Origin of the sequence: Sphingobium sp. LMC3-1-1.1 (genome assembly GCF_040676285.1) — a bacterium.
Lineage (GTDB): Bacteria > Pseudomonadota > Alphaproteobacteria > Sphingomonadales > Sphingomonadaceae > Sphingobium.
In genome coordinates this window covers 164,432-179,955 of the sequence record NZ_JBEGHQ010000056.1, presented here as the reverse complement: position 1 = coordinate 179,955, position 15,524 = coordinate 164,432, and the positions used below count along the sequence as shown (strand labels likewise).

The following is a 15,524-nucleotide window of genomic DNA, read 5'->3' as shown; positions in this document are numbered from 1 at the left end:
CCAGATCGACATATTACCCTTTATTTTCAATCAAATATCAAAAAAATCGCGATCCGCCTAAAACCTCTTTTCGCGGCGCCGTTATCCCCTTTCGAGGCCGCAAGCAGCCTGATGGCAGCGACCTGAACGAACGAAAGGGTATCAAAATGACTGTTATCGGAACCAACTCCTCGGCGCTGCGTGCATCTAATGCCTCGGCCATGGCCAGCAAGGCCCTCAGCACCGCGATGGAACGCCTGTCGACCGGCAAGCGCATCAACTCGGCCAAGGACGACGCCGCCGGCCTCGCCATCGCCTCGACCATGACCTCGCAGATCCGCGGCATGACCCAGGGCATCCGCAACGCCAATGACGGCATCTCCCTCGCCCAGACGGCGGAAGGTTCGCTGGGCGAAGTCAACAACATGCTGCAGCGTATGCGTGAATTGACGGTCCAGGCGCTGAACGGCACCAACGACACCAATTCGAAGGCGAACATCACCTCGGAACTCGACCAGCTGTCGACCCAGATCAACAGCGTGATGACCAACAGCAAGTTCAACGGCATCTCGCTGTTCCCTACCACGGCGGCGACGATCACCATCCAGGCCGGTTCGACCGCAGCCGACTCGGTTTCGCTCTCCGTCGGCGGCATCGACCTCTCGGCGGTCGTCGGCGCCAGCGCCGCCACCGTCAGCGGCTCGGCAGCGACCACCGCGACCCTGGCGCTCTATGACACGGCGCTGCAGTCGGTCTCGACCGCCCGCGCCACGCTGGGTGCGACGCAGAGCCGCCTGGAATCGACGGTCAACACGCTGACGGCCAACGTCACCAACCTGACCGACGCCCGCAGCCGCATCGAGGACGCCGACTTCTCGGCCGAAACGACTGCCCTCGCCAAGCAGCAGATCCTGAGCCAGGCCTCGACCGCGATGCTGGCCCAGGCGAACCAGAGCCAGCAGGGCGTGCTGAAGCTGATCAGCTAAGCTGCGATACTGAGATTGACCGGCCGGGGTTTTGGTCACCCCGGCCGTTCATGCCACCCCCGGCACATCAACAGTCCCCACCGTGCCGGGGGTAGAAACTTCGATGAAACGACCAGCTCAAACGAAGCCTCCGTCCCCCCGGGCGGAGGCTTCATCGCATTTGCGGTTCGACCATTTTCCAATCGATGCGGGATCGAAACACTTGCATTGGTGGTTGTCGCACCCATGATGAGGGCGATGAACAAGAATATTTCGACAGCTATCGGGCGGCGCGCGATGATCGCTGCCTCCGGTGCAGCGCTGCTGTTTCCCGGCTCCCTGCTGGCGCGGGACGGGGCAGAGGCCTTTTCCTGGAACATGCTGGTCGCCCGGGCGCAACGCCTGGCCCGAACTGCGTTCAAGGTGACGCCCTTTTTCCCCGGAGCCGACAAGATCGGCTACGACGCCTTCAACCAGGCGCGATTCCGGGACGAACGGACGATCTGGAACGACCGGGGCGACGACACCGGCATCCGCCTGTTCCCCCTCAGCAGCACGGTGCAGCAGCCGGTCGAGATCGCATTGGTGGAACAGGGCCGCGCCACGCCGCTGCGCTACGACCCCGACATGTTCGAAGCGCCAGCCGGCAATGCGGTGCGCAATCTCGGCCCCGATGCGGGCTTTGCCGGCTTTCGCATCATGAACGCGGCACAGGACGGCGACTGGCTGTCCTTTCTGGGCGCCACCTATTTCCGGGCGCCCGCCGAAAGGCAGTTCGGCCTGTCCGCCCGCGCCGTCGCGATCAACACCAGCATCGCGGGCAAGGAGGAATTTCCCCGTTTCACGCATTTCTGGCTGGAGCGCACGGGGCGCAGCAGCGTCACTGTCTATGCGCTGATGGACAGCGCCTCGCTGACCGGCGCCTTCCGCTTCGCCAGTACGCTCACGCCGCAGGGCGTGCGGCAGGATGTCGATGCCGTGCTGTTCACGCGCAAGGCGGTCGCGGAACTGGGACTGATGCCGATGACCAGCATGTTCTGGTACGATCAGGCCGATCGGCGCACCCGCACCGACTGGCGGCCGGAAATCCATGATTCAGACATGTTGTCCATCGCCAGCGCCGACGGCACCGTCCATTGCCGCCCGCTGGTCAACCCCTCCGCCCCTCGGGTCGATGTCTTTGCGGAACGCAATCCCAAGGGCTTCGGCCTGCTCCAGCGCGACCGGAATTTCGATCATTATCAGGATGACGGGGTCTTCTACGAACGGCGCCCTTCCCTGTGGACGACCAGCCGCAAACCGCTGGGCGCCGGAGAGGTGCGGCTATACGCCTTCCCGACCGACAGCGAATATACCGACAATGTCGCGGCCTACTGGACCCCCGCCGCGCCCACCCGCGCCGGCAGCCGGATAGAGGCGAGCTACCGGCTTGACTGGTCGGCGGCGCGCGCCCCGGCCTCCGCAGGCCTTGCCACGGTCGAAAATATCTGGACCGGCCAATCGGGCGAGGCAGGAGTCGACCGCTTTCTCGTCGATTTCGCCGGGGTGCCGGCAGGAACGCAGCCCGACATCTGGGTCGATCTGGCCGGTGGAACCCTGGTCAAGAAGGCCGGCTATCCGGTCCTGCACCAGAAGGACATGTTCCGGATGGTCCTGGATATCCGTCGCGATCGCGGCAAGGCGACCGATATCCGCGCCCTGCTCAGAACCGGCAATCGCCCGTTCAGCGAATATGTGCATTACCCGCTGGGCGCCTGAATGACGGGCATGCTAGAGCGTTTTCACTATGAGCGGAAACGCTCTGGTCTTTTGATACAGCATTTTCCGAGCCGTCAACCACAAACGGTCAACCTGAAAATGCTCCAGGGAACCAGCCAAAGCCAGGTTGGTTCTGAATGGCGGGTTTCGGCCCGGAACCTTTGGCGAAACGGGTCGGTATGAAGGCAACGGGCGGCGTGCACAGCAACAGGGCCAGCGGATCGACGCCTGCAAGGGCCTTCGAACATCTCCCTCCGGAGCGGCCATTGGCCATGCCCGCGCAGGATTTCGCGGCGGCGCCGCGCGACCTGCCGCATCGTCCGTTCAACATCGACCTGTGGGCGCGTCGCACGCTGGTCGTGTTGCTGGCGCTGCTGCCCGCCTCCATGGCGGCGCATGAGATGCGGCGCTCCATCGGCCTTGACGGCATTGCGCCATGGGAAGGCGTGTATCTGGCCCTGTTCATCCCGCTTTTTGCGTGGATTGCCTTTGGCTTCGCCACCAGCCTCATTGGTTTCCTGCTGCTGACCGTGGGGCGCGGCCAGGGCGTGCGACCCTATCGCGCCCGCTCCACGGTGCCATTGCGTGGCCGGACCGCCGTGCTGCTGCCGGTCTGCAACGAGGATTTTCAGGATGTGCTCGCCCGCCTCTCGATCATGGAGCGCTCGCTCGCGCAGGTGATGGGCGGTGAGCGGTTCGAATTTTTCATCCTGTCCGATTCGAACCCGGAAAATGGAGAGAAGGAGCGCGTCGCCTATCTCAAGATGCGCCGGGGCTTTTCCCGGCCGGTTCATTATCGGCGGCGGGCGCTCAACATAGGACGAAAGCCAGGTAACATCGCCGAATGGGTCGAACGCTTCGGCGGCGCCTATGACCATATGATCGTGCTGGACGCGGACAGCGTGATGAGCGGCCAGACCATGGCGCGCCTTGCCGCCGACATGGAACGGCATCCCCATGTCGGCCTGATCCAGACCGTGCCGTCGATCGTTGGCGCATCGACGCTGTTCGCCCGGTGGCAGCAATTCGCCAGCCGCCTGTTCGGCCCGATTTCCGCCGCCGGCATGATCTGGTGGGCGGGATCGGAAGGCATGTTCTGGGGCCATAATGCGATCCTGCGGACCAGGGCCTTCGCGCAGAGCTGCGGCCTGCCCGAACTGCCCGGACGCGCGCCCTTTGGCGGGCATATCATGAGCCACGACATGGTCGAGGCCGCGCTGCTGCGCCGCCGCGGCTGGGACGTGCATATCGTCATGGCCGACGACAGCTTCGAGGAATTTCCCCCGTCCCTGCCCGACCTCGCCACCCGTGACCGCCGCTGGTGCCAGGGCAATATCCAGCATGTGCCGCTGCTTTCGAAGATCCGGGGCATGCACCCTGTCAGCAAATTCCAGCTTTTCGTCGGAGCGTCGGCCTATTGCACGTCGCCGCTGTGGCTGGCCCTGATGCTGGTGGTGCTGGGCGGCGCGGCGGCGGGCGTGTGGCCACCCAGCGCGATATTGCCTTCGGGCGGACTGCTCGCGCTGACAGCGGTCCTGCTGTTCGGGCCAAAGCTGCTGGCTTTGCTCTGGGCGCTGGCCGATCCGGCGCGGCGCATCGGCTTTGGCGGCGGAGTGCGCATGATGCGCGGCGTTATAGCGGACATTGCGCTGTCGATCCTGATGGCGCCGATCAGTATGCTGACGCAGACCATCAACCTGTTCGGCATATTGATGGGCCGCAAGAGCAGTTGGAACGGCCAGACCCGCGACCGGGACGGCATGCGGATGCTGCCCGCGATCTGGCTGTTCAAATGGCATATGCTGCTGGGCGCGGGACTGACGCTGCTGGCGGTGAAGTCCGACACCTCGCTCGGCTGGATCATGCCCGTGGTGGCGGGCCTTGTGCTGGCGCCCTTCTTCGCGGCCTTCACCGCGCGCAAGGATCTGGGCACGCATGTCGCGAAAAGCGGGCTGTTCCAGGTGGCCGAACCGTGGTGGCGCACGCAGAATTACCAGAAGACGCGCTACCGGCAGTTGCAGTTGGACAATGCAAGGCCGCCCTTCGACGGATTGTCCAACGTGGCCAACGACAGCTAGCGGTCAGAACACCTTGTTCCTGCGAAGGCAGGCATGGAGGCGTCGGACAGGCCTCAGTCCCAATCCCGCAATTTATCGCGCAGCTTGTCGAGCGCGGCCTTCTTGATCTGACAGACGCGCGCGGCGCCGATGTCCAGCGTCGCGCCGATCTCGTCCAGGTTCAGTTCCTCGACGAAATAAAGCTGAAGCACCAGAGCCTCCCGCTGCGGCAGTTCGCCGATATATTTCGCCAGCGCGCCTTTAAGCGACTCGCGCTCCATCACATCGTCGGCGCGGTCCTCGACATCGGCAAACCACATGGACTGGTCGGAATAGACCTCGTCCATGCTGCTATGCTGCACCATCTCGCAGCTATCGGCCACTTCGCGGTAAGCGGAGGCGTCCAGCCCCATCTCGGCCGACATTTCCGCCTCCAGCGGTGCCCGGCCCAGCTTCTGCTCCAGCCGGTTGCGGATGGCTGTCAGCTGCTTGCGCTGGGCCATGGCGGAACGCGTCATCGTCGCCTGACGGCGCAGATGGTCGATCATCGCCCCACGCACGCGCATCTGCGCATAGGAGGCAAAGCCCAGGCCCCGATCCTCGAAGCCGTTCGCAGCCTCGACCAGCGCGACCATGCCGATCTGGAGCAGGTCCTCGATCTCGATGGCGCTGGATACCCGGCCATGGACATGCCAGGCGATCTTGCGCACCAGCGGCATATATTGGCGCGCCAACCTTTCGGGCGAATTGGCATGGGCGGACCGGCCATAGGTGTTGGCATCGGAACCGGCGACGACCCTATTCATGAACATTGGTCAGGCTCCTCGGAACAATTTCGAGGGAAATGAAACATTTCCCGGCCCGGAAATCGCGGCAGAATAAAGACATGGGCCGTTCATCATCTCCCCGGCCTATGCAACGCGTTCGCGAGCAGGCAGCGGATCATGGCGCGGCGCGGGCCGCTGTTCGCCGCCGACCACGGCGACGACTTCCACGCCCTTGCCGTCGGGAATTTCCAGGAAGGACAGCACCGGCGTTTCCGGCAGATGCGGCTTGAACAGGCGGGCCAGCGCCCGGCGCGCGACCGGCGAGGTGACGATGGCGAAGGTACGCGCCTGCCCCAGCAGCGGCCGGGCGGCGGCGATCACCGCCTCTATGATGCGGTTGGCCAGCGCGGGCTCGATCGGGTGCCGGGCATCGCCCGCGACCCGCATCGCCTGCGCCAGCAGCGCTTCCAGATCGCCGTCCAGCGTGATCACCGGCAGCGGCATCTTCACGGGCACCAGCCCCTGGATGATCAGCGAACCGATCCGCTGGCGCACTGCTTCGACCAACTGGTCGAGGGTCATGTCCGGCCGCGCGGCATCGACCATCGCCTCGCAGATGCGACGGAAGTCCTTGAGCGGGATGCCCTCCGCCAGCAGGGCGCGGCAAAGCGCGCTGATCTGGGTGAGGTTCAGCAGGCCAGGCGTCAGGCCGTCGACCAGTTGCGGCGCGGCGTCCTTCAGATTGTCGAGCAGCTTGCGCGCTTCGTCCAGGCCGAACATCTCGCTGGCGTTCATGGCGATGAGCTGGTTGAGATGGGTGGCGACAACCGTCGGCGGGTCGACCACGGTATAGCCGGCGACCACCGCTTCGCTGCGCTTGGCGGGCGAAATCCAGACAGCGTCCAGGCCAAAGGTCGGGTCCTTCGCCTCGCGGCCGGACACCGTGCCCTCCAGCGCGCCGCTGTCGAGCGCGAGCAGATCGTCGGGGAAAATCTCGTCCTCGCCCACGACCACCCCGGCGATCGTGATGCGATATTGATTGGGCTCCAGCGCCAGATTGTCCTTCACGCGGACCATCGGCACGACAAAGCCCAGTTCCTTCGAAAGCTGGCGCCGGATGCCGGTGATCCGGGCCATCAGCGGCGCGCCCTTGCGCTCGTCCACCAGGCTGATCAGCCCATAGCCGATCTCCAGCCCCAGCACCGCGCCGTCCGACACGTCGTTCCATTCGATGAGCGCCGGATTGGCGGGTTCGGGCATCGGCGCCGGTTCGGCCGCCTTGTCCTTCGCCTGCTTGCGCAGGTGCCAGGCAATATATCCGGCGACCGCAGCGGCGGGCAGGATGACCATGTGCGGCATGCCGGGCAGCAGCCCCAAGAAAGTCAGGATCGCCGCGACCGGCATCCACGCCTTGCCCGAACCGAACTGGCTGGTGATCTGGTTCGACAGATCGTCCTCGCTGCCGACGCGGGTAACGATGGCGGCAGCGGCGATGGACAGCAGCAGCGCCGGAATCTGCGCCACCAGCGCGTCGCCGATGGCCAGGATGATATAGGTCTGCGCGGCCTCGCCGATGCTGAGCTTGTGGCTGACCACGCCCAGGATGATGCCGCCGACAATGTTGATGGCGAGGATCAATATGCCCGCGACCGCATCGCCCTTCACGAATTTCGAGGCACCGTCCATCGAACCGTAGAAATCGGCCTCGGTCGCCACTTCGCGGCGGCGGACCTTGGCCTCTTCCGGGGTCAGCAGGCCGGCGTTGAGGTCGGCGTCGATCGCCATCTGCTTGCCCGGCAGGGCATCCAGGGTGAAGCGGGCGCTGACTTCCGACACGCGGCCCGCGCCCTTGGTGATGACGACCAGGTTGATGATCATCAGGATCGCGAAGACGAAGATGCCGACGACATAGTCGCCGCCGATCAGGAAATGGCCAAAAGCCTCGATGACATGGCCCGCCGAATCCGTGCCTTCATGCCCGTTCACCAGCACCACGCGGGTCGACGCAACATTGAGCGCCAGCCGCAGCAGCGTCGCGAACAGCAGCACCGTGGGGAAGCTGGAGAAATCCAGCGGTTTCGCCGCGTTCAGCGCAACCATCAGCACCGCCAGCGAGATCATGATGTTGGTGATGAAGCCGATGTCCAGCATGATCGCGGGCACCGGCACCATCATGAACAGCACGACCATCAGCGTCGCGATAGGCAGCACGGCCCCCTTGGCGGCGCTCATCCAGATCTTCGCTTTGACTTGGGCGGGAGTCATAAAGGGCCGTTACCTTCCGAGGGTGGCGAGCATGAGATAGGCGAGGCGCGCCGTCTGCGGCTGCGGGCGGATGCCTGTCACATCGGCCGCGCTTGCAAGGCGCTGGGTTTCGATCCGCACATAGTCGGCGGGCTGCACCGCCTTCGCGCCAGCGGGCAGCGAGGCGTCGGCATATTGGATCGCGCCACCGCCCACCGAATCGAAGCCCTTCTGGAGCTTGGCGGCGAAGCGGTCGCGGATTTCCGCGAAGCTGCGGGCATTGCCCTGCTTGTCATAGAATATGGAGCGGTTCGCGCGGGCGGCCGCCGGGAACATGGCCGCCGCAGCCGCATTGGGCGCGCGATCGTTCATCGACAGGAACCTGCTGGCCCCGCCGACGCCCAGGAAATGGGCCATGTAAAGATCGACCGGCTCCGCCTCGCGGCCCAGGCGCTGTTCCAGCGTCGCCTTGTTGTCGGCGGCATGTTCGGCGGCCATGACAGAGGCGGTTTCGGGATGCTTGCGCAGGTCGAGTATCTGCTGGCGAAGGTCTGGATCGGCCACATAATAGCGGCCGTTGCTGCCCCGGCTGATCGCGTCGGCGGCCCAGCCCAGGCCATATTCGCTGCCATGCTGGTCGATGACCGCCAGCCAGCTCTGATCGACGAACTGGTAAAGCCCGGTCGCGGAAGAGGTGGTCGCACGGGCGGTGGGATTGAGGCTGCTTTCGATCTTCGCCTGACCGAGCAGATAGGCGAAGTCCACGCCGGTGCGCCGGCTGGCCATGGCGATCGCGTTCGTGACGCGATTGCCCGTTGTAGCCGCCCCTGTTCCTGCGATGTCTGCAAAAACCGACACTGGTTTGATCAATCCCCGTTGGTACCGGGGGTCATTAGAGCAAGTGACGTGCCAAGATTTGGTTAACGCGCGCTCATAATTTGATTGCCGCTCTGGTCATGTCGGGGCGCGCTGCCGACCAGAAATGAAAAAAGGCGCCTCGCGGGCGCCTCGTCAAACAACAGCAATGACGCCTATTTAGCGCCCATATACCAGCGGTGCCGCCTCCGCGCCCCGCGCCGCGAGGATCGCGAGTCGTTGGCTGGCATGATCAGCCAGCAGGTTTGTGCGGATCCGGGCGGATTCCATCAGCGGCACAAGCGCCTTCAGCCGGTCCTTCACGGCCTCGTCAGACCGCCATACGCCGATGGCGCGCACGGCGGCGGCGGCCTTGGCGATTCGCTGGCCTGCCGATTCGATGACCGCCGGCTCCACCCCGTCGAGCGCCCCGCGCAGTTCTTCGAACGCCGCGTTCAACTCATCCAGCGCTGCAAGGCCGAGCGGCATGGGTCAGCCAGCCGTCGGCAGGTCAAGCGCCAGCATGCGATCCGCGATCGCCGCTGGGTCGACGGGATAATTGCCCGAAGCGATGGCAGCCTTGATCGCGGCGACGCGATCCATGTCGATCGGGGCCCCCTCCGCTGCCATGCGGGCAGCCGGGCTGGCCGAGCCGGCCGAAGAGGCGGACGTCGCGGCCGAGCCGACCGACGAAGCGCGCGTGGTCTTGCCGCCTTCCTTCAGGCGGGCTGCCTCTATGGCGGCGCTGATATTCTGGCCGACAGACTTGATCATCGTTTCAATCCTTCACTCGTCCCGCACAGTCTATATACGGCCGGGTTCAAAAATTGTTAAATCCCGGAACACGAACAATTCCCATTTCCACTACCTGGGCCAGAATCGGGGGAGACTTGCGGTCTTCCCGCACGCGAATCGTTTCGCCCACGGCGCCGTCTTCATCCGCCAGCATCATGCGCGATACGCTGAACGCGGCATTGCCGGCCATCAATTGCACCGGATCGCCCTTCCGGACCACGGCGTCCTTCGGCATGGCCCGCATCGCCGGAGCATAGCGCGCCACCGGCCCGGACGCCGCCGCGGCGCCGCCCGCCACCAGCGGTACGCGAATCCGCCAACCCAGCGCGTCGCACTTGACGATCGCCGCGCCGAACAGCGGCCCGTCCACGCTGGGCGTGGTGGGGCAAGCGGCCAGCCGCAGGCGCCGGTCGACCGGCGCCATGGGGCCGCCCGGTTCGCCCATATTGGCACCCACGGTCATCGCCACCAGGCTGTCGATACGATCCAGATTCTCGAACTTCTGCTGCGCCAGCGCCGGATCGGACGCTGAAACCGACAGCGCCAGAAGGAGGATCTTGGGCAAATTCGTCACGATGTCTCTCCGAAAAGCGGACAGGATTGACCGTGAACTACGCAATATTCGTGCCATGTTGGAACATGGCGGCCGCCGATGCCCCCGGGGCAGGCCTCAGCGGTCGTGCCGGACATCGGGCGCGATAAGGATCATCTGCCCCTTGCCGTCCGCGCCATCCAGCTGGTCAAGCCCGCGCAGCACCAGCCGGTCGCCCGCTATTCCCGCCGCCTTCAGCGCCCGCGCCACCGCACCCAGCCGCGCCGCCGACAGATCCCAGCCATCGAACCGCTGACGCGCCGCATCCGTGCCATGGCTGCTCACCTCCAGCCGCTCACGGCCACGGGCATAGCGATCCGCCACGATCTTCAGCCGCGCCCGCCCCTGTTCCGTCAGCAAGGCCTCACCGGGCAGGAACAGTTCGGCCGCGTGGATTTCCATGGGGCTGCTCGCCTCGCCGCCAAATTGCTGCCGCACCTGCGCCAGCATGGCGTCGCGCCGCTGGCCGCTCGCCTGAAGCATGACGAAGAAGCCGAGCAGCAACAGCAGCAGGTCGGCAAAGCTGATCGCCCACCGGCCGCGCCGTGCCCCGGCAAGGGCGGAGATATTCATGCCACCTCGCGGATCGAAGCGCGGCGCGTCGGCACATTTTCGCGCCGCGCGATGGCGGCCATGCGGTCAGTGACCTCCTTTTGCCAGGCGAGTTCCCGCTCCGACAGGTCGGCAAGCCGCATCGCGATCGGCGCCGCGACGACATTCGCAATGACCACGCCATAGAAGGTGGTGAGGAGCGCCAGCGCCATGGAAGGCCCCAGCGCGGCAGGATCGTCCATTGCGGCGAACATGCCGACCAGGCCGATGATCGTTCCCGCCATGCCCAGCGCGGGCGCGGCATCGGCGATGGAAAGCCAGACCTTGCAGGCGGCGCCGTGGCGCTGCGCCCGGTCGGCCAGCGACTGCGCGGCCCAGATTTCGAATTGCTCGGTCTTCTCGCAATTGGCGAGCCGGCGCGCGGCTTCGGTCAGATAGGGATTGGCGGTCTTCACCCGGTCGGTGCAGGCAAGGCCGCGCAGTTGCGCGACCTGATCGATCTTCAGCATGGCCGCCCGCGCGCTATCCCGGTCCCGTGCCGGATCGGCGCGCAACAGCGGAACAAGTGCGGCAAAGGCCCGCCCCAGCCCGTGCACGCCATTCTGGAACAGCGCCAGCAGCCCGACACCCGCAACCATGGCCAGCATGGTCAAAGGGTCGAACAAATGCGCCATGATCCCGATCATTTTCCGTCCCCGCTCACGCCCAGCCGACCGGCGGCAAAGCGCTGCCACCCGTCGGCAAAATTTTGCCGCCCTTGCCGCCATCACCACCCAATCCCCCGGATTTCCGCCATTGGCCGTCATGCCGATGCGTCACCCACGCAAATTGGCACGGCTCTTGCGAATATCAGGCTGGATCACCCGTGGTTCACGCCATCAGGCCTCAGAACGACGGGGGAGACGAATGTTTTAGGCCCGGAGGGGCGAAAAAACGGAAAGACGAAAATGTCGCTGGAAGACGGTTTGTTCGGGATCCATGGAAAGGCGCTGGCGCTTCGCTCGCAGCGCCTGTCCCTGCTCGCGTCCAATATCGCGAATGCTTCGACGCCGGGATACAAGGCGCGCGACATCGACTTCGAATCCGCCCTCAAGGAAGCCACCACGCAACAGGGCAAGTCGGCCGCCGACGTGTCGCGCGCGGTCGACGACACCATGGGCTATCGCGTTCCGCTGCAACCCAGCCTTGACGGCAATACGGTCGAACTCAGCACCGAACAGACGCTGTTCGCGGAAAACGCCGTCAAATATCGCACGACCCTCTCCTTCCTAGAGGGCCGCATCAACACCATCACCCGTGCGCTCAAGGGAGAATGAGCATGAGCGGTTCAGGTCCCCTCAACGTCTTCGACATCGCCGGCCGCGCCATGAGCGCGCAGCTCGTGCGGTTGAACGCCACGGCCTCCAACATGGCCAATGCCGGCAACGTCACCGGCAGCGCGGCGGAGGCCTATCGCGCGATCAAGCCGGTGTTCCAGTCGGTCACCGACAGCCCCGGCGTCTCCACCGTCAAGGTGCAGAATGTCGTCACCACCAATGCCCAGCCCACCAAGCGCCACGATCCCAACCATCCCCTGGCGGACAAGAATGGCGATGTCTGGGAGGCCGCCGTGGATAGCAGTGCGGAACTGGTCGACATGATCGAGACCGCCCGCATGTACCAGAACAATGTGCAGGTGCTGAACACCGCCAAGTCCCTGATGCTCGAAACCATAAGGATCGGCAAATGACGACCACCACCGCAACGGATAGCGCGGGTCTTTCGATCTACAATCCCTATGCCAATGTCGGGACGGGAAAGTCGGAAATGGGGCAGGCGGATTTCCTGCGCCTGCTGACCGCGCAGATGCAGACGCAGGACCCGTTCGAACCCGTCGACAATGCGCAGATGGTGGCCCAGATGGCGACCATCACCAACAGCAGCGGCATTGCGGAAATGAACCAGACGCTGAAGGGCCTCGCCTCTCAGCTCACCGGATCGCGCCTGGGCGACGCAGCAAGCTGGATCGGCAAGTCGATGCTGGTCAAGAGCAACATCGCCGCCCCCGATGCCGCCGGCCAATATATGGGCCAGGTCAGCTTCGCGGACGCCACCAGCGGCGCTTCGGTCGACCTGATCGACGGCAACGGCAATGTCCTGAAGACGATCGATCTGGGCAACCAGGCCAAGGGCGACGTGAACTTCTTTTGGAACGGCAAGGATGAGGCCGGCAACACCATCGCCACCGATGCCCTGAAGATCAGGGTCAACGGCGCTTCCCCCAGCCGCGTCGCGAGCTGGGCCACCATCGCCGCCGTGCAGTCACCCGCCGACGGCAGTGCATCCAAACTCATCACCCCGCTCGGCACCTATTCGCCGGCCGACGCCATCTCCCTCGCCTGACCCCAATATCCTTTCACTCGCAAATTCCTTTCACCCCCACATTCCTTTCACCCCCAAATTCCTTTCACCCAAGGAGCAACGCCATGTCCTTCTACATCTCGCTTTCCGGCCTGAAGGCCGCCCAGACCGACCTTTCGACCACCGCTAACAATGTCGCCAACGTCAACTCGACCGCCTTCAAGAAGAGCAAGGCCGTGTTCGGCGACATCTTCGCTGCCGCGCCGATGCAGACCACGACGCAGGTCGCGGGTCAGGGCGTCCGCTCGCAGGGGATCAACCAGCAATTCACCCAGGGCACGCTGGAGACCACCGACAAGACGCTGGATCTTGCCATCACCGGCGAAGGCTTCTTCACGGTGAAGCGCAGCGCCGACAATCAGGTGGGCTATACCCGCAACGGCGCCTTCTCGGTCGAGGAGAACCGCTATGTGGTCGACACCACCGGCGCGCGTCTTCAGGTGATCCCGCTCGATCCCACCACCGGCGCTCCGACGGTGACAGGCACCTTGACCCCGGCTTCGCTGACCGACCTAAAAGTTCCGACCAACTGGCCCGACGGCGGCACCGGCAACCAGCTCACCAGCGTGGGCGTGACCGAAGAAGGCAAGATCACCGGCGTCTATGCCGACGGATCGACCGTCTATTTGGGTGCGACCGCGATCGCCGCCTTCAACAGCCAGGAAGGCCTGCGCCAGAGCGGCGACGCCCACTGGACCGCCACCAACGCCAGCGGCACGCCGATGCTGGGCACCGGCAATAGCGGCCTGTTCGGCTCGATCCGTTCGGGCGCACTGGAACGCTCCAACGTCGACATCACCGAGGAACTGGTCAACCTGATCTCGGCCCAGCGCAACTTCCAGGCGAACTCGAAGGCGATCGAGGCGGCCAATACGCTCTCGACCACCATCGTCAACATGCGGAGCTGACAGTTCGCCTCGCCAGGCTGAGCATCTTCTGAAAAAGCCCACGGATCAAGGAATCCCCCATGGACAGGCTCGTCAACACGGCACTCACCGCGATGCGCGGCGCGATGGCGCGGCAGGCGGCGATCTCCAACAATCTGGCGAACGTCAACACCACCGGCTTCCGCGCGGAAATCGCCAATGCCGAGACACGCTGGATCAAGGGCGATACCTTCGACACGCGGGCGCAGGCATCCGAACAGGTGATCGCCGCCGACATGGCGCAAGGCGCGGTCACGGAAACGGGCAATCCGCTGGACGTGGCCATGAACGGCGATGCGATGCTCACCGTTCAGGCCGCGGACGGCAGCGAAGCCTATACGCGCCGCGGTGACCTGAAGGTCAGTGACAGCGGCCTGCTCACCACCGGCGACGGCATGCCCGTGCTGGGGGATGGCGGCCCCATCACCCTGCCCCAGATGGACAGCGTTTCCATCGCAAAGGATGGCAGCATCTGGGGCGTTCCCCAGGGCGGCGATCCCGCCAATCCGCAACAGGTCGACAAGCTGAAGCTGGTCAGCCCGGTCGGCTCCAGCATAGCCAAGGGCACGGACGGCCTGTTTCGCGAAGTCAATGGCGGCGCCCTTCCCGACGATCCGCTCGCCAGCGTGACCGGCGGATCGCTGGAAGGATCGAACGTCAACGCCACGTCGGCCCTCGTCCAGATGATCGAGGCGAGCCGCGCCTGGGAAACCCAGGTCAAGATGATCGACACCGCCAAGCAGCTCGACGACGGCGGCGCATCACTGATGCGGCTGGACTGATGACTGATCTGGCACGGCTCTTGCTTCTCATGATGGCATGAGCCTGCCTCAGGGAGATAGACGATGACCAACGCCGCCCTTCATGTCGCCCGCACCGGCCTTGACGCGCAGAACACGAAGATGCGCGTGATCGCCAACAACCTGGCGAACGTCAACACCACCGGCTTCAAGCGCGACCGCGCCGATTTCGAGACGCTGGCCTATCAGCAGATCGTGGCGGCGGGCGCGAACAGCGACAGCCAGAACAAGTTCGCCACCGGCCTCAACCTCGGCTCGGGCGTCGCGATGCAGGGCACGGCCAAGATCAACAGCCAGGGCACGCTCAACCAGACCGGCAACACGTTGGACATGGCGATAGAGGGTTCGGGCTATTTCCAGGTGCAGCAGCCCGACGGCTCGATCGCCTATACCCGCGCCGGCAATTTCACGACCACGGCCGAAGGCGTCGTCGTCACCAGCGATGGCCTGCCGCTGATCCCGCAGATCACGGTTCCCGAAGGCGCCACCAGCGTCACCATCGGCAATGACGGCACCGTCTCCGCCACGCTTCAGGGGCAGACCGAACCAACCCAGCTCGGCCAGATCGAGCTCGCGAGCTTCATGAATCCGGGCGGGCTCACGGCGGTTGGCGGCAACCTGCTCAAGGAAAGCGCCGCCAGCGGCACGCCGCAGGTCGGCGTCGCCGGGCTGGACGGGCGCGGCGTCGTCCGCTCCGGCTATCTCGAAACCTCGAACGTCAACGTGGTCGAGGAACTGGTCGACATGATCGAGACGCAGCGCGCCTATGAGGTCAATTCCAAGATGATCAAGGCGACCGACGAAATGCTCCAGTACGTCAACCAGCAGCTGTGA

Annotated in this window: 17 protein-coding genes; 9 read left to right on the top strand and 8 right to left on the bottom strand. The window is 64.8% G+C overall.

Going from position 1 to position 15,524, the window contains the following annotated elements:
- The first annotated feature begins 146 nt into the window (after window positions 1-146).
- The 3 genes from MRBLMC3_RS19645 to mdoH all read left to right on the top strand — a co-directional run bounded on the left by MRBLMC3_RS19645 (window position 147) and on the right by mdoH (window position 4,780).
- Window positions 147-965 (top strand): flagellin, encoded by an 819-nt coding sequence (locus MRBLMC3_RS19645; protein ID WP_363831566.1) that lies wholly within the window; start codon window positions 147-149, stop codon window positions 963-965.
- Between the two features lie 237 nt (window positions 966-1,202).
- A complete protein-coding gene (locus tag MRBLMC3_RS19640; protein ID WP_414714671.1) occupies window positions 1,203-2,702 on the top strand; it encodes a glucan biosynthesis protein in 1,500 nt (499 codons plus the stop codon).
- 179 nt (window positions 2,703-2,881) lie between these two features.
- A complete protein-coding gene (gene mdoH / locus MRBLMC3_RS19635) occupies window positions 2,882-4,780 on the top strand; it encodes a glucans biosynthesis glucosyltransferase MdoH (protein ID WP_363831693.1) in 1,899 nt (632 codons plus the stop codon).
- A gap of 53 nt (window positions 4,781-4,833) precedes the next feature.
- Here the strand turns inward: mdoH and MRBLMC3_RS19630 are convergent, their stop codons facing one another.
- From MRBLMC3_RS19630 to MRBLMC3_RS19595, 8 genes are all read right to left on the bottom strand, one after another.
- The gene (locus tag MRBLMC3_RS19630; protein WP_363831563.1) at window positions 4,834-5,571 is read right to left on the bottom strand and encodes a sigma-70 family RNA polymerase sigma factor; all 738 of its coding nucleotides are present in this window, start codon (window positions 5,569-5,571) and stop codon (window positions 4,834-4,836) included.
- Between the two features lie 99 nt (window positions 5,572-5,670).
- Entirely contained in the window at window positions 5,671-7,791 is a 2,121-nt protein-coding gene (flhA, locus tag MRBLMC3_RS19625) for a flagellar biosynthesis protein FlhA (protein ID WP_133653828.1), read from the bottom strand.
- A gap of 9 nt (window positions 7,792-7,800) precedes the next feature.
- Window positions 7,801-8,628, bottom strand: coding sequence for a lytic transglycosylase domain-containing protein (locus tag MRBLMC3_RS19620; protein WP_363831560.1), 828 nt, complete (start codon window positions 8,626-8,628; stop codon window positions 7,801-7,803).
- A gap of 177 nt (window positions 8,629-8,805) precedes the next feature.
- On the bottom strand, window positions 8,806-9,114 hold the full coding sequence (locus tag MRBLMC3_RS19615; RefSeq protein WP_133653830.1) for a hypothetical protein: 309 nt from the start codon (window positions 9,112-9,114) through the stop codon (window positions 8,806-8,808).
- Between the two features lie 3 nt (window positions 9,115-9,117).
- The gene (gene flgM / locus MRBLMC3_RS19610) at window positions 9,118-9,399 is read right to left on the bottom strand and encodes a flagellar biosynthesis anti-sigma factor FlgM (RefSeq protein ID WP_363831557.1); all 282 of its coding nucleotides are present in this window, start codon (window positions 9,397-9,399) and stop codon (window positions 9,118-9,120) included.
- 46 nt (window positions 9,400-9,445) lie between these two features.
- The gene (locus tag MRBLMC3_RS19605; RefSeq protein ID WP_363831554.1) at window positions 9,446-9,994 is read right to left on the bottom strand and encodes a flagella basal body P-ring formation protein FlgA; all 549 of its coding nucleotides are present in this window, start codon (window positions 9,992-9,994) and stop codon (window positions 9,446-9,448) included.
- A gap of 96 nt (window positions 9,995-10,090) precedes the next feature.
- A complete protein-coding gene (locus tag MRBLMC3_RS19600; RefSeq protein WP_363831551.1) occupies window positions 10,091-10,585 on the bottom strand; it encodes an OmpA/MotB family protein in 495 nt (164 codons plus the stop codon).
- Window positions 10,582-11,250, bottom strand: coding sequence for a MotA/TolQ/ExbB proton channel family protein (locus MRBLMC3_RS19595; protein WP_133653834.1), 669 nt, complete (start codon window positions 11,248-11,250; stop codon window positions 10,582-10,584). Before MRBLMC3_RS19595 ends, MRBLMC3_RS19600 begins: the two co-directional genes overlap by 4 nt.
- A gap of 261 nt (window positions 11,251-11,511) precedes the next feature.
- Here MRBLMC3_RS19595 and flgB point away from each other — a divergent pair, with 261 nt between their 5' ends.
- The 6 genes from flgB to flgG all read left to right on the top strand — a co-directional run bounded on the left by flgB (window position 11,512) and on the right by flgG (window position 15,524).
- Entirely contained in the window at window positions 11,512-11,880 is a 369-nt protein-coding gene (gene flgB / locus MRBLMC3_RS19590) for a flagellar basal body rod protein FlgB (protein WP_133653835.1), read from the top strand.
- A 2-nt stretch (window positions 11,881-11,882) separates the two neighbouring features.
- Window positions 11,883-12,293, top strand: coding sequence for a flagellar basal body rod protein FlgC (flgC, locus tag MRBLMC3_RS19585; protein WP_133653836.1), 411 nt, complete (start codon window positions 11,883-11,885; stop codon window positions 12,291-12,293).
- Window positions 12,290-12,946, top strand: a complete 657-nt coding sequence (locus MRBLMC3_RS19580; RefSeq protein ID WP_363831548.1) for a flagellar hook assembly protein FlgD — start codon at window positions 12,290-12,292, stop codon at window positions 12,944-12,946. Before flgC ends, MRBLMC3_RS19580 begins: the two co-directional genes overlap by 4 nt.
- A gap of 83 nt (window positions 12,947-13,029) precedes the next feature.
- Entirely contained in the window at window positions 13,030-13,872 is an 843-nt protein-coding gene (locus MRBLMC3_RS19575) for a flagellar hook-basal body complex protein (RefSeq protein ID WP_363831546.1), read from the top strand.
- 59 nt (window positions 13,873-13,931) lie between these two features.
- Window positions 13,932-14,672, top strand: a complete 741-nt coding sequence (locus MRBLMC3_RS19570) for a flagellar basal body rod protein FlgF (protein ID WP_363831543.1) — start codon at window positions 13,932-13,934, stop codon at window positions 14,670-14,672.
- 63 nt (window positions 14,673-14,735) lie between these two features.
- A complete protein-coding gene (gene flgG, locus MRBLMC3_RS19565) occupies window positions 14,736-15,524 on the top strand; it encodes a flagellar basal-body rod protein FlgG (protein ID WP_133653840.1) in 789 nt (262 codons plus the stop codon).

Coding starts and splice junctions, on each gene's coding strand:
- MRBLMC3_RS19645 (WP_363831566.1), top strand. CDS start 147: ATGACTGTTATCGGAACCAACTCCTCGGCGCTGCGTGCATCTAATGCC.
- MRBLMC3_RS19640 (WP_414714671.1), top strand. CDS start 1,203: ATGAACAAGAATATTTCGACAGCTATCGGGCGGCGCGCGATGATCGCT.
- mdoH (WP_363831693.1), top strand. CDS start 2,882: ATGAAGGCAACGGGCGGCGTGCACAGCAACAGGGCCAGCGGATCGACG.
- MRBLMC3_RS19630 (WP_363831563.1), bottom strand. CDS start 5,571: ATGTTCATGAATAGGGTCGTCGCCGGTTCCGATGCCAACACCTATGGC.
- flhA (WP_133653828.1), bottom strand. CDS start 7,791: ATGACTCCCGCCCAAGTCAAAGCGAAGATCTGGATGAGCGCCGCCAAG.
- MRBLMC3_RS19615 (WP_133653830.1), bottom strand. CDS start 9,114: ATGCCGCTCGGCCTTGCAGCGCTGGATGAGTTGAACGCGGCGTTCGAA.
- flgM (WP_363831557.1), bottom strand. CDS start 9,399: ATGATCAAGTCTGTCGGCCAGAATATCAGCGCCGCCATAGAGGCAGCC.
- MRBLMC3_RS19600 (WP_363831551.1), bottom strand. CDS start 10,585: ATGAATATCTCCGCCCTTGCCGGGGCACGGCGCGGCCGGTGGGCGATC.
- MRBLMC3_RS19595 (WP_133653834.1), bottom strand. CDS start 11,250: ATGATCGGGATCATGGCGCATTTGTTCGACCCTTTGACCATGCTGGCC.
- flgB (WP_133653835.1), top strand. CDS start 11,512: ATGTCGCTGGAAGACGGTTTGTTCGGGATCCATGGAAAGGCGCTGGCG.
- flgC (WP_133653836.1), top strand. CDS start 11,883: ATGAGCGGTTCAGGTCCCCTCAACGTCTTCGACATCGCCGGCCGCGCC.
- MRBLMC3_RS19580 (WP_363831548.1), top strand. CDS start 12,290: ATGACGACCACCACCGCAACGGATAGCGCGGGTCTTTCGATCTACAAT.
- MRBLMC3_RS19575 (WP_363831546.1), top strand. CDS start 13,030: ATGTCCTTCTACATCTCGCTTTCCGGCCTGAAGGCCGCCCAGACCGAC.
- MRBLMC3_RS19570 (WP_363831543.1), top strand. CDS start 13,932: ATGGACAGGCTCGTCAACACGGCACTCACCGCGATGCGCGGCGCGATG.
- flgG (WP_133653840.1), top strand. CDS start 14,736: ATGACCAACGCCGCCCTTCATGTCGCCCGCACCGGCCTTGACGCGCAG.